Origin of the sequence: Pseudomonas sp. YNh (assembly GCF_037993085.1) — a bacterium.
Lineage (GTDB): Bacteria > Pseudomonadota > Gammaproteobacteria > Pseudomonadales > Pseudomonadaceae > Aquipseudomonas > Aquipseudomonas putida.
Genome location: NZ_JBBMRJ010000014.1, coordinates 67,402 through 80,425, shown reverse-complemented (window position 1 = coordinate 80,425; position 13,024 = coordinate 67,402). Strand labels below are relative to the sequence as shown.

Here is a 13,024-nt window from a genome sequence, read left to right as displayed (position 1 = left end):
GGCGGGCTTATCGGCAGCAAGCCCCAATGCCTGAACGACACGCAAACGAGCTCGCCCCCACGCGCCAAGCAGTGAAAGCAAGCAATGAACGAGAGGGATTAAGCGGACGAATTTAACGGGGATGGCATTAATACCCAGTGGCACTACGCTTCGGTAGCGCCACTGCGATTTCAACTACTTACACAGTTTCACCAGGAAATACTCGCATTAGGTTTAACGCCCGCCTCTTGAAGAGCATCGCCCTTGCCACCAAAGCGACGCTCCATGAGCCGCTCGATCTCTTCTAGCGAAAGCCCCTTGGTTTCAGGGATGCAGCGCAGGCAGAAGATGATGGAAAAGACATTCACCACTGCGAACAGGAAGAAGGTCATTCCGCCGAAATAGCTGAGAGCAATCGGGAAAGCAAAGGCCACGATAGCGTTGAAGATCCAGAACAAGCCAACCGCGATCCCGTTCATGACGCCACGGGCGTGGGTGGGGAAGATTTCCGACATCAGCACCCAGTAAACGGGGCCGATGCACATCTGCATGAAGAAGAGGAACACCAGAATGCCGGACAGGGCCAGATAGCTCTGCGTGAGCGAGCTCGGCATGAAATTGATGACGATACCAAGGAAGATTTGGGTCAGGACTACAACTGCAAGACCCAAGAGCAGCATCGGACGCCGACCCATACGGCTAATAGCCCACATCCCAATCATGCAGGCTATTACCGAAATGACCCCATTGCCAATCGTAGCGACCAGCGCCGCACTGGTACCCATACCAGTGGATTTTAGAATGCTCGGTGTGTAGTACATGAAGGCGTTGACGCCAGTAGCCTGGATAACGAAGCCAAGACCGATACCCACCAACAGCAGCTTCATCAGCCAGGGCTCACTGAGCTTGCTGACAAGGCTGGTATGAGTCCGCTCGAAACTGCACTGCTCGACGATTTCCCGCACCTCTTCATCGGTTTCTTTTTCCGTATCCCGAAGACCGAGCAACACCGTGCGAGCCTCGTCAACGCGGCCTTTGGCAACCAACCAGCGTGGCGAGGTCGGAACGAAATTTGTACCCATGTACAGCAATGCTGCGGGAATCAAGGCAATGGCCAGCATGTATCGCCAGATGGCAGGGTTCTCAAACAGGTGGGCCAGTAGTGCGCTGGACACGTATGCCAAACACTGCCCAGAGACGATCATCAACTCGCTCTGGCAGACCAGTCTCCCCCGATGCTTAGGGCCGGCGAGCTCGGCGATGAACACAGGAACGATGGAGGAAGCCCCGCCGACAGCAATGCCCAAGGCGAAGCGAATCATGATCATGGCCCAGATACTCGGGGCCAGCGCGCTACCGATAGCGCCGAAGGCAAAGAGGAGGGCCAGGAACTTTAGAACAAGAAGGCGCCCGTAGCGGTCCGCCAGTTGACCGGCCGCAAACGCCCCAATCGCGCCACCAAAGATCAGAGAGGATGCAACCGCACCCTCAGTCACAGGGGTCAAACCGAGCCCCCCCTGACCAGGGTCGAGTGTCATGAATGGAAGAGCGCCAGAGATCACGCCGGTGTCGTAACCGAAGGCAAGAGAACCCATGGTTGCGATGGCCGCTACGCGCCAGAGGATCTTGGATTTTTGGCTAGGCAAGGCATGGTCGCCAGGATGCATGATCATCTACCTTTCTTAGAGTTATTAATGTATTTGGTAGTGGGAGGCTATCCCCCCTATAGCCAAAAAAAAACTGACTCAGGGGGAAATGTGTTTTTCAGTAGTGAAATTCTGTTCAGCTAAAGCGCCTGCATTGTTTCATTGACAACGCAGACGCAATGAGGAGCTGCCTTCGAAGCGGTAGCAGGCGTCGCAAACATGGCTAGTCACCGCCAAGTCCAGGTGCTCGTACCTTTGACCGTTAGTGCCGATACGGCACGCGGCCCGGGCCTGGTTTCAGATCAGGCTGATAACGAAGGCATACTTGACGACGAACGCTGACCTGTCAGCAAACCAGGGCCCTGCTGGCTCTGGTTTGCCCCTGCATGGCCAACCTGGAGCGCGGTGCGGGCCAAGGCGGATTCAACTGCCCCCTACAGCTTGAACTTCACACAAATCGTACTGTTCTCGGCTAGCCGGTCCAGCGTAATTGCATTGGCCCCATACCCTGAATAGCTTTTCACCAGCCGCATGCCCAGGCCTGTTCCGCTTGGTTCGGGATAAGACTCCGGAAAGCCCTCCCCCTCGTCCCTTACCGTAATGACAGCATGGTCGCCTGCATCCTGGACGCTCACGCCTATGGTGCCCTTGCCGTACTTGAGGGCATTGGTAATCAGCTCGGAAATGACCAGGCCCAACGGCGCCATCCGCTGTGGAGGAAGAATGAAAGCGTCGGCATCGAGAACGATCTTTCGCTCAGCCAGCGCCGCCCCCAGGTCACTCAACAAGGCGCCAAGATACTCTGATGCCAGAACACCCTGGGTTTCTGCGGTCTGATAGAGGCGTTCATGCACACTGGCTATCGTCAGCACACGGCTCGCCGCCGTCTGCAGCTGGATCTTGACCGCCTCATCCGCCGACAGGTTGGCCTGAAGCTGCAGCAGGGTGTTCACCAGGTGCAGGCTGTTCTTCACCCGATGGTGAATCTCTTCGAGATAGAGATCGCTGTCGCTCAGCTTGGTATTCTGCACGGCAATCAGCGACAGCAACTGAGCCTCATGCTGATGCCGCTCGGTAATGTCCCGCGACACTGCGATCAGCCTGTCCACCTTGCCCTCGGTGCTGAGAATGGGCGCAATGGTGACGTCCCACCATCTCGGCTCATCGGTGGCCGTAGGGCAGTAGGCCTCAAACCTTGCCGACTCGCCGGCCACGGAACGCGCCATGGCATCACGCACCACCGCCCTGGAGTCATCAGGCCACAGCTGGGCCCAAGGTTTGCCCCGCACCTCTGCCAGCTCGCCGATGTGCATGAGGCACATGCCGGCCTCATTCATGAATTCGATGTCGCCGTGCGTGGTGAGGATCTTTACACAGTCCGGACTGGCATTGAGCATGCTCTCGGAATAGCGATCCGGTAACTGATCATCCGCCGCATTTGCCAGGCGCTCCACGGCCATGGAGATGACGTTGGAGATACCCTCGAGGAAGACCAGGTCGCTTTCGATGAAGTCGTCACCGTCGGTGCTGTCCGCCTCCAGCACACCAAAGGGCCTGAGCGCACCCCGGATGGGCACGTTGATGGCGCGTTCGATACCGTATTTTTTCAACAGGTCCGGCGTGCGGAAGCGTTGCTCCTGGCCCAGATGGTTGGAAAGCACCGGCCGGTAGGTGGAAATGGCATAACCCGCCGGACTGGCCACATCCCCACCGACCTTGGCGTGGCCGATATCCGAGGGATCCCAACCGACGCCGTGGGTCAGCAAAAAGTCGTCACTCCCAGGCAAGGGCATCAACACCTTGGCAAAACGCGTGTTCATGCCGTTGGCCACCACGCTACAAGCCTGCGTGAGCAAAGTATCGAGGTTCGTCGACCTGAGCGACGACACGCCATACTCCACCACCAACTGATGCTGCTTGTGTAAACGGGCCTGTGAATTCTGTAGTGCAAGCCTGATCATTTCATCGGGAGGCAGTTGATGCATGGGTTCATCCACAGCTGGCCAATATGGAAGATTATTTTCGAGCGTGCCTTTCGACACCGTAGACCCTGCGCACGTGCCGGACCGGGATCGAAAAAGTTTCGTGGCTTCATTTACCAACGATCCTGGATCGATGGCAATGACGAAAACCGTCTAAGCGCGACGGTAATGGGCAAGTATAGATCGCTGGGCTTGCCAACAACCCAAGCACCACCCGTCAGCCGCACGAAACCACTGGTCATGGCCGCTGGCCGTATGGCTACATGATCGGGGTTTTTATTATGGCTCGCAGTGTATTGGTGGTAGAGGATGACGAGTTGATCCGAACGCTCGCCTGCGAGGCGCTGGAATCGCTCGACCTCGACGTGCACAGCTGTAGTTGTGTCGATGAGGCGATAACGGTGCTGGAAACAATGGCCCACCTGGACCTCGTATTGACCGATATCCAGATGCCTGGCCAACTCAATGGAGTGGATCTTGCCCACCTGATCATTGATCGTTGGCCTGCTACCGCCGTGATCGTGATGTCGGCCGGCCAACTTGATCCCGGCGTTCGCCTGCCTGAGTGTTCAACGTTCCTGTCCAAACCCTGGACGCTTGACCAGTTACTGAATGCCGTCAAGCGACAGCTATCTCCTAAGGCAAGTGTTTAGACATCGGCATTTCTGCCAGGTCAGCTTGCTCCTCATTTATCCGCTTTCAGGTAACAAACTGCGGTCAAACATGAATGGCTTCCCCGCCTGCGGCGTGTACTGATACACCTGCTGCGGCCTGCCCAGCCTAGGCTGGTGCTTCTCCCCCGTATCCCTCACCCACCCCAGCTCGCGTAAACGCTCCAGGCGTTTGCGCACAGAGGTACCGTTCACCGCCTGGCCCAGGCAAGCCTGCACCGCCCCAAGCGCATCCTGCACTGTAAACTTCTGCGCCAACAGGTAAAGCGGCAGGCTGCTGTACACCGTCTTTGCCGCCAGCCGTTCGCGGGCCCGCTCCACCAGCAAGTTGTGGTCAAAGGGCAACAGCACCTTGCGCCCCAGCACACTGTCCAGATCGAAAAACGCCAGTTGCTCGCCTTCGACGGCCTGCGCGGGGTCGAGCAACGCCAGGTAATAGGTGCTCAACGACCACCCTCGTGGATCGCGAAATGCATTGCCCTCGGTACCCACCTGCTCCATGTAGCACGGTTGCACCCGGGCCTTCTCGTGCAGGGCCCGGCTGGCGGCATCCTCCAGACTGGTGTCGGGGGTACGCCCATTTACGATGACCCCGGGCAAGGCCCATTGCCCGGCATGCGGCTCGCGCTCACGACGGTGCAACAACACTTGCAGATGCTGGGCATCAGGGGCCAGGCGCAGGGCGACAATGTCGACACTGGCCAGGACTTCGACTGTACTCACCGTGCAGCTCCTTGTTCAGTAGCACAATAATCCACCAGAGCATCTAAATAAGGCAACCACCAACCCCATATAGCTTGCCACTTGACATACTTAATACACCAGGTGAATTATATAGCCATTCCAGCAAGGAGAACCGCCATGAAGATCGCCAGTTTCGATGTCGACGCGCAAAACGGCTTCACTGCCAACGCCCCGCTGGAGCTGCCCGTGCCCGAAGGCGACGAAATTGCGGCTGACCTGAACGCCATGGCCTTGCGCGCCGACCTGCGCCTGGGCAGCAAGGACGCGCACCCGGCCAACGCCGCCTGGGTGGTCGCCGACCCTGCGCACATGCTGCAACCCCTGCAACTGGCCAACGCCGACCTGACCTGGGTCAGCCACTGCGTCCCCGGCACACCGGGCTTTGCGCTGCTGCCCGGCCTGCCCGCCCCCATCGACTATGACTACTTCGTGTGGAAAGGCGTCGAACCTGACCTGCACCCCTACGGCGCCTGCTACCACGACCTGGCCGAGCGCCGCTCCACCGGGGTGATCGAATACCTCAAGGTACAGCAGGTGGGCGCGGTGATCGTCGGCGGCCTGGCCCTGGACTACTGCGTCAAGACCACCGCCCGCCAGTTGCGCCAGGCCGGCTTCCAGGTGCTGCTCTACCTGCCGGCCTGCCGCGCGCTTACCCAGGCCGGGGCCATCGAGGCGTGTGGTGCGTTGGCCGCCGAGGGCGTGATCCTATGCGGCGACGAGGACGCGCTTGACCACCAGCTTGCCCTGATCAAGGAAGACCGCCCATGAGCGACAGTGTTTTTGGCCCACGCATCATCCAGAACCTGCTGGACACCGACTTCTACAAGATCACCATGATGCAGGCGGTGCTGCACAACTACCCCAACGCCGAGGTGGAATGGGAGTTCCGCTGCCGCAATGGCGAAGACCTTTCCCCCTACCTGGCCGAGATCCGCTATCAGGTGGAGCAACTGGCCGAGGTTACCGTCACCCACGACCAACTGGCCTATCTGGAAAAAATCCCCTTCCTCAAGCCGGACTTCATTCGCTTCCTCAGCCTGTTTCGCTTCAACCTGCGCTATGTCCAGGTGGGCCTGGATGGCGCCGGGCAACTGGCAATCCGCGTGCGTGGGCCGTGGTTGCACGTGATCCTCTATGAAATCCCGCTGCTGGCGATCATCAGCGAAGTACGCAACCGCTACCGCTATCGCGAAGTGGTGATCGAGCAAGTTGGCGAACGCCTGTACCAGAAGCTGGACTGGCTCAAAGCCGAGGCCAGCGCCGATGAGCTGCCCGGCTTCCAGCTGGCGGACTTCGGAACCCGACGGCGCTTCTCCTACCGCGTGCAGGAAGAGGTGGTGCACATCCTCAAGCACGATTTCCCCGGGCGCTTCGTCGGCACCAGCAATGTGCACCTGGCCCGCGAGTTCGAGCTCAAGCCACTCGGCACCATGGCCCACGAATGGTTCATGGCCCACCAGCAGCTCGGCCCACGCCTGGTCGACAGCCAGGCCGCTGCGCTGGAGTGCTGGGTACGGGAGTACCGCGGGCTGTTAGGTATTGCGTTAACCGACTGCATCACCATGGATGCCTTCATAGGCGATTTCGATCTGTACTTCGCCAAACTGTTCGATGGCTTGCGGCACGACTCGGGCGATCCACTGGCATGGGCGGAAAAAGCCATTGCCCACTATGAGCGGCTGGGGATCGACCCGAGGAGCAAGACCCTGGTCTTTTCCGACGGGCTGGATTTTGCCAAGGCGCTGGGGCTGTACCGGGCGTTGCATGAACGGATCAATGTGAGCTTTGGCATTGGCACCAAGCTCACGTGTGATATCCCAGGGGTTGAGCCGATGAACATGGTGATCAAGATGACCGGCTGCAATGGGGCGCCAGTGGCGAAGATTTCCGACAGCCCGGGCAAGACGCAATGCCGGGACGAGAATTTTGTAGCTTATCTGAAGCATGTCTTTCATCTGAATTGAGGGTGCCTGCACCGGCCTCTTCGCGGCACAAGGCCGGCACAGTCAACCGACCTGTTGCATACCCACACACAACTCAAGAAACCGCGCCGCCGCCCGCGATGGCGTCGCGGCATGCGGCATCAGAATGGAAAACCGCCTGACCAAAGGCTGCGGCGCAACCTGCAACCTGTGCAGTGCCCCATCCTCATGGCGGATGGACATCGCCGACACAAAGCCAACCCCCATCCCCGCACGCACCGCCTCCTTCACCCCTTCCACCCCGGCAATTTCCAGCGCTACGCGCATCGCCACACCATCACGGGCAAACGCCCGCTCGACAATCTGCCGCACTCCCGAGCCGCTCTCGCGCAGCACCAGCGGGTAAGCACCCAGCGACGCCAAGGCCTGCTGGTCACTGCCTGCCAGCGGATGACCACTGGGCACGATGGCAACGATCTCGTCCTCGCGCCAGGCCGTCACTTGCGTGCCCAAGGGCAACTCCTGCCCAGGCGGCCCTTCGATCAGGGCGATGTCGACACTGTCCAGCGCAGCGACGATCTCTGCCGTGTTGCCGTGCGATGTAGTCACCAGCACGTCCGGGTGGCGGGCATGGAAGTCGGCGATCAGGTAAGGCAGCAGGTAGCTGGCAGGTGTGGTACTGGCACCGATACGCAAGGTACCGCGCTCCAGGCCACGCATGGCCTCACGCAGTGCCTTGGCCTGGCGGAAGGTTTCGCGCAGGCGCTCGGCATGGGCCAGCAACTGCTCGCCGGCTGCCGTCAACCGCACACCACGGCCGGCACGCTGATACAGCGGCTCGCCAAAAGCCTCCTGCAGCAGCTTGAGCTGGCCGGACACCGCCGGCTGCGACAGGTGCAGCGCCTGGGCCGCATGGCTGATGTTGCCGTGCTCGGCGACAGTGGCAAATGTTATCAGTTGTTCTGGGGTCATAATTCAAAAATATCAGCTAAACGGATATTTGCCATTCCAAATTACGATTTTTTATAAGCTTATAACCAGATTAACGTAGGCCGTGTCGAAATACCTTTCCGGAGGACTCACATGGCCACGGTTCCGTCCCACCCCGCTTATTCGCCTACCCTCTCTACCCGAGGGCGGCTCAACGGCATCCTGTTCGTCGCGCTTTTTGCGCTTGCAGTCACTCAGCTGGCGGCCTTGCCTGCCATCGCCAACCTGGGCATCAGCCCGTTGATTGTCGGCATCGTCGCCGGCGCGCTGTACGGCAATGCCTTGCGCGATGGTGTACCGGCCAGCTGGGCTGCCGGCATAAACTTTTCGGCCCGGGGCCTGCTGCGCATTGCCGTGGCCTTCTTTGGCCTGCGGGTCAGCCTGCAGGAAATCGCCGAAGTCGGCTGGTCGGGGCTGCTCGTGTCGTTGCTGGTGGTGTCCAGCACCCTGCTGATCGGCCTGTGGTGTGGCATGAAGCTGTTCAAGCTGGACCGCGATACCGCTCTGCTGACCGCCGCTGGCAGCGCCATCTGTGGCGCCGCCGCCGTGCTGGCCTTCGAATCGGCACTGCGCAGTGCCCCGCACAAGAGCGCCATGGCCGTCGGCAGCGTGGTGTTGTTCGGCACCTTGTCGATGTTCCTCTACCCGCTGGCCATCAACGCCGGCTGGCTGCACCTGGACACCCTGGGCGCCGGGCTTTTCCTGGGCGGCACTATCCACGAAGTCGCTCAAGTAGTGGGCGCAGCCAGTAACGTCAGCCCTGAAGCCACCCACATCGCCACCATCGTCAAGATGACCCGGGTGATGCTGCTGGTGCCGGTACTGCTGGTGGTAGGCCTGTGGATCAGCCGCTCGCGCAAGGCCGGCCAGGCGCAGGGCAATGGGCGCATTGCGATGCCCTGGTTCGCCTTCGGCTTCCTTGCCCTGGTGCTGGTGAATTCGCTGCAGGTACTGCCGGGTAGCGTGACCCAGGCGGTGAACAGCCTCGACACTTTTGCCCTGACCATGGCCATGACTGCACTGGGTATGGAAACCCGCTTCAGCCAGATTCGCCAAGCCGGGCCAAAGGCGCTGGCTACCGGGGCGATTCTGAACCTGTGGCTGGTAGGCGGTGGCTTGGCAATTACCCTCGGCGTGCAGAAGCTGTTGGGATAAATCGGGACCGGGTTGGCTTCTTCGCGGGCTCGCCCGCTTCCACAGGGATCCGCACTGTACCTGTGAGGGCGGGCAAGCTCGCGAAGAAGCCAAACCGGTCTCAAGGTTTTTCACCAGCCCCCTCGTTGCCGTCCACATTTCTCGGTATGGTGTTGTCAAAGAAGGATGTTTTACCCGCACAGGAAAGACTTAGATGCCTCAACGCAATGTCATCAATGCATCCGTCAGCCCCAAAGGCAGCCTGGAAACGCTGTCACAACGTGAAGTGCAGCAACTGAGTGAAGTCGGTACCGGTAGCCTTTACACCCTGTTCCGCCAGTGCGCCCTGGCCATCCTCAACACCGGCGCCCATGTCGACAATGCCAAGACTATCCTCGAGGCCTACAAGGACTTCGAGGTTAAAATCCACCAACAGGACCGCGGCGTGCGTCTGGAGCTGCTGAATGCCCCGGCCGACGCCTTCGTCGATGGCGAAATGATCGCCAGCACCCGTGAAATGCTGTTCAGCGCCCTGCGCGACATCGTCTACACCGAGAGCGAGCTGGCCAGCCAGCGCATCGACCTGGAAAGCTCCCAGGGCATCACCGATTACGTGTTCCACCTGCTGCGCAACGCGCGCACCCTGCGCCCGGGTGTGGAGCCGAAGATGGTGGTGTGCTGGGGCGGCCACTCGATCAGCACCGAGGAATACCAGTACACCAAGAAGGTCGGCCACGAACTGGGCCTGCGCAAGCTGGACGTGTGCACCGGCTGCGGCCCTGGCGTGATGAAGGGGCCGATGAAAGGCGCCACCATCGCCCACGCCAAGCAGCGCATGCATGGCAGCCGCTACCTGGGCCTGACCGAGCCGGGCATCATCGCCGCCGAGGCGCCCAACCCGATCGTCAACGAGCTGGTGATCCTGCCGGACATCGAGAAACGCCTGGAAGCCTTCGTGCGTGTCGGTCACGGCATCATTATCTTCCCGGGCGGTGCCGGCACGGCCGAGGAGTTCCTCTACCTGCTGGGCATCCTCATGCACCCGGACAACCACGACGTGCCGTTCCCGGTGGTGCTCACCGGCCCGCGCAGCGCCGAGCCTTACCTGCAACAATTGCATGCCTTCGTCGGCGCCACCCTGGGCGAGGCGGCGCACTGCTTGTACAAAATCATCATTGATGACCCGGCCGAAGTTGCCCGGCACATGGTCGAAGGGCTCAAGGAGGTCAAGCAGTTCCGCCGTGAGCGCAACGACGCCTTCCACTTCAACTGGCTGCTGAAGATCGAAGAGAGCTTCCAGCGCCCGTTCGACCCGACCCACCAGGCCATGGCCGAGCTGGACCTGCGCCGCGAGCTGCCACCCCATGAACTGGCTGCCAACCTGCGCCGGGCTTTTTCGGGCATCGTTGCCGGGAACGTCAAGGACAAAGGCATCCGCCTGATCGAGGAACACGGCCCGTATCAGATCCACGGCGACAGCGCTGTACTGGACCCCCTGGGCCGGCTGCTACAGGCCTTCGTCGACCAGCACCGCATGAAACTGCCCGGCGGCGCAGCGTATGTGCCGTGCTACCAGGTAGTAACCTGACACCCGCTGCCTGAACAGTCATCCCAGGCTAATGGGGCTGCTGCGCAGCCCCATTAGTCTATTGGTTGAGGTCAGCCATCGGCCGCTCAACAAACCGAATGCTATCGCGCCCACTGCGTTTGGACTGGTACAAGGCCACATCCCCCTGCTCGATCAACGCCGCCAGGCTCGCCGGCGGCTGGTCGAACAGGTTCACGCCGATGCTCAAGGTAACCGCGTGCGGCGTAGGCACGGTCTTGCTGGCATACTGCTGAAATTGCTCACGCAAAAACCCACCCAGCTCCATGACCCGCTCGCTACTCGCCCCGCTCAACAAGATGACGAACTCATCGCCGCCCAACCGCGCGGCCAGCGCGCGCTCGGGTAGCACCGTACGAATCATCTCGCTCAGGGCAATCAGCAACCGGTCCCCGGCGATATGCCCGTGCAGGTCGTTGACCAGCTTGAAGTTGTCGATGTCGATCAGCAGCAACGCCCCGGGCTGCGCCGGGCTGACGTCCTTGAAGAAATGCCCTGCCCGTACCTCCAGCGCTCGCCGGTTGTACAGCGCGGTCAACGGGTCGCGGGCTGCCAGCCGGGCAATCCGCTCCTCGCGCCGATAGCGCACTGTGCCGGTCATCGACAAGGCAATCAGCATGATCGCCATCGCCCCCTCGACCAGGGAAATCTGAATGATCATCCCGCCAAAGGTGGCCAGGTCAATCAACGTTCCCGGCGTGATCGCAATGACCGCCTTGGCCACATAGAACAGCCCGTGAACCAGCAGTACATAACGCAGCTGCACGGCCCCGACACTCAGCGACTTGCCGTGGGGCCGCAACAGGAAGCTGGCCTTCAGCGTCAATGCCGCCACCAGCAACGAGTTGACCATCAGCATCACCTTCGACCACTGCGGCCCTACGGGCAACAACAGCAAGGCGAACCAGACCACCACAATCATCAGCCAGGCCCGCGACAAGCGGTCCTGGGTAAAGCGCAGTACGCCCATCAGGAAAAAACAGTGTGCCACCACCAGCAAACCGTTGGCGAACCAGATGCCGATGAACAACAACCCGACCCCGCGCAACAAGGCCAGGATACAACCGACAGTAATAGTGGCAAAACCGGCACTCCAGAACAGCAGTGAGGTTTCGCGGACACTGCGCCACTCAATCGCCAGGTACAGGGCAGCCGCCGCTGCCAGGGCGACCGAAATGGTCAGCATCGTGGGTGGATCTAGCGCCATATACGCATTGGCCTATCTGGTTAACGAGGAAAAGGCCCGATTGTATGCGCTCGTGATGACTTTTCAGAGGGGCCTTGCACGGTTGACTGCAAATGATAGCCCAGCCCCTGTAGAGGGAGGCATGCCGGCAATATCATTTTGACATCAAGGCACCGTGTTCACTACAGAAATCGCAGTGGTCTCGCCCCCCTCAAGCCCGGAGAGAAAACTCACCAGTTGCCGCCCATGCGAGCTCAATTGCTCCCAGTCACGGAAGCACAGGCGAAGCTCCAGGGTGGCCCAGCTTTCGGCCAGGGCCACCCTGCGCACCGGCAGCTCCTGTTCGGCGCGAAGGGCCGCTGTTTCAGGCAGCATTGCCACCCCTGCACGCTGTGCCACCAACTGAGCGATCGCCTCGAAACTCGGTGCACGCACCCGGACCTTCAGGGGCATGGCCAGCTTCATCGCCATTTCCTCGACAAAACGCTGCATCGGCCGCTCACCCGGGAGGCAGATGAACGCAAAGCCCAAGGCGTCGACCAGGCGTAGCTGCTCGCGCCCGGCCAGTGGATGACCGGCAGGCACCAGCATCACCAGGCGCTCGGTGCGAAACGGCAGCGATACCACGCCCTCACTGTTCAGGATGCCGTCATACACACCGATCTCGCATTCGTTGGCCACCACTACCCGCAGCACATCCACGCTCTTGTGCTCGACCAGCTGCAGGTCGACTTCCGGGTAGTCCGCCAGGAACGGCCCCAACACGGCGGGCAGCAATGTGCTGTTGGTCACGGTGGAAGCCGCCAGGCGCAAGGTAATGCGATGCTCACCAGACAGCTCTTTCAAGGTGCCCTGCAGTTTTTGCGCCTCAGCGAGGACGGTTCGCGCGCCCTCGAGCACCAGTCGCCCGGATGGCGTTAGCTGCATGCCAGCGGCATTAGGGATGAACAGCGCCAGCCCGCAGCGCTCTTCCAGCAGGCGCAGGCGATTACTGGCGGCCGATACGGCCACCGGAAAGGTGGCAGCCGCCTTGCTCAGGCTGCCTGTGGCAGCGATGGCCAGCAGCAGGCGCAGGTCAGTCAGGTCGAATGGCATGGCTTCTCCAAAAGCGAACACCCTGTTCGATTAAAAGCGATTCTAGCTTAGCCGCCTTCTGTTCAGAAT

At 60.6% G+C, this 13,024-nt stretch carries 11 protein-coding genes; 5 read left to right on the top strand and 6 right to left on the bottom strand.

Translation table 11 applies throughout. The features are described 5' to 3' along the window. Nucleotides 1-188: 188 nt before the first annotated feature. Complete coding sequence (locus WF331_RS16075; protein WP_340623093.1) at nt 189-1,652, bottom strand: sugar porter family MFS transporter; 1,464 nt, start codon at nt 1,650-1,652, stop codon at nt 189-191. 407 nt (nt 1,653-2,059) lie between these two features. After that, nucleotides 2,060-3,610: a PAS domain-containing protein gene (locus WF331_RS16070; protein WP_340623092.1), complete on the bottom strand. Its 1,551-nt coding sequence runs from the start codon at nt 3,608-3,610 to the stop codon at nt 2,060-2,062. Between the two features lie 278 nt (nt 3,611-3,888). Between WF331_RS16070 and WF331_RS16065 the strand changes: the two genes are divergently transcribed. Continuing rightward, a complete protein-coding gene (locus tag WF331_RS16065) occupies nt 3,889-4,260 on the top strand; it encodes a response regulator (RefSeq protein WP_284360697.1) in 372 nt (123 codons plus the stop codon). A 36-nt stretch (nt 4,261-4,296) separates the two neighbouring features. On the opposite strand, the gene WF331_RS16060 is transcribed toward WF331_RS16065, so the two are convergent. Beyond that, nucleotides 4,297-5,001, bottom strand: a complete 705-nt coding sequence (locus WF331_RS16060; protein WP_284360695.1) for an NUDIX domain-containing protein — start codon at nt 4,999-5,001, stop codon at nt 4,297-4,299. A gap of 138 nt (nt 5,002-5,139) precedes the next feature. Here WF331_RS16060 and WF331_RS16055 point away from each other — a divergent pair, with 138 nt between their 5' ends. Then, nucleotides 5,140-5,790, top strand: coding sequence for an isochorismatase family protein (locus WF331_RS16055; protein ID WP_063423641.1), 651 nt, complete (start codon nt 5,140-5,142; stop codon nt 5,788-5,790). Continuing rightward, nucleotides 5,787-6,986 carry a nicotinate phosphoribosyltransferase gene (gene pncB, locus WF331_RS16050; RefSeq protein ID WP_284360690.1) on the top strand — a complete coding sequence of 400 codons (1,200 nt, stop codon included), beginning with the start codon at nt 5,787-5,789 and terminating at the stop codon, nt 6,984-6,986. Before WF331_RS16055 ends, pncB begins: the two co-directional genes overlap by 4 nt. 42 nt (nt 6,987-7,028) lie before the next feature. Here pncB and WF331_RS16045 read toward each other — a convergent pair whose 3' ends face one another. Then, on the bottom strand, nt 7,029-7,916 hold the full coding sequence (locus WF331_RS16045; RefSeq protein ID WP_284360688.1) for a LysR family transcriptional regulator: 888 nt from the start codon (nt 7,914-7,916) through the stop codon (nt 7,029-7,031). A gap of 111 nt (nt 7,917-8,027) precedes the next feature. Here WF331_RS16045 and WF331_RS16040 point away from each other — a divergent pair, with 111 nt between their 5' ends. Beyond that, complete coding sequence (locus WF331_RS16040; RefSeq protein ID WP_016499220.1) at nt 8,028-9,089, top strand: YeiH family protein; 1,062 nt, start codon at nt 8,028-8,030, stop codon at nt 9,087-9,089. 193 nt (nt 9,090-9,282) lie between these two features. Continuing rightward, entirely contained in the window at nt 9,283-10,656 is a 1,374-nt protein-coding gene (gene ppnN, locus WF331_RS16035; RefSeq protein ID WP_284360685.1) for a nucleotide 5'-monophosphate nucleosidase PpnN, read from the top strand. Between the two features lie 58 nt (nt 10,657-10,714). Here the strand turns inward: ppnN and WF331_RS16030 are convergent, their stop codons facing one another. Next, the gene (locus tag WF331_RS16030) at nt 10,715-11,860 is read right to left on the bottom strand and encodes a GGDEF domain-containing protein (RefSeq protein ID WP_016499218.1); all 1,146 of its coding nucleotides are present in this window, start codon (nt 11,858-11,860) and stop codon (nt 10,715-10,717) included. 165 nt (nt 11,861-12,025) lie between these two features. After that, nucleotides 12,026-12,955 carry a LysR substrate-binding domain-containing protein gene (locus tag WF331_RS16025; protein WP_340623091.1) on the bottom strand — a complete coding sequence of 310 codons (930 nt, stop codon included), beginning with the start codon at nt 12,953-12,955 and terminating at the stop codon, nt 12,026-12,028. Nucleotides 12,956-13,024 lie beyond the last annotated feature (69 nt).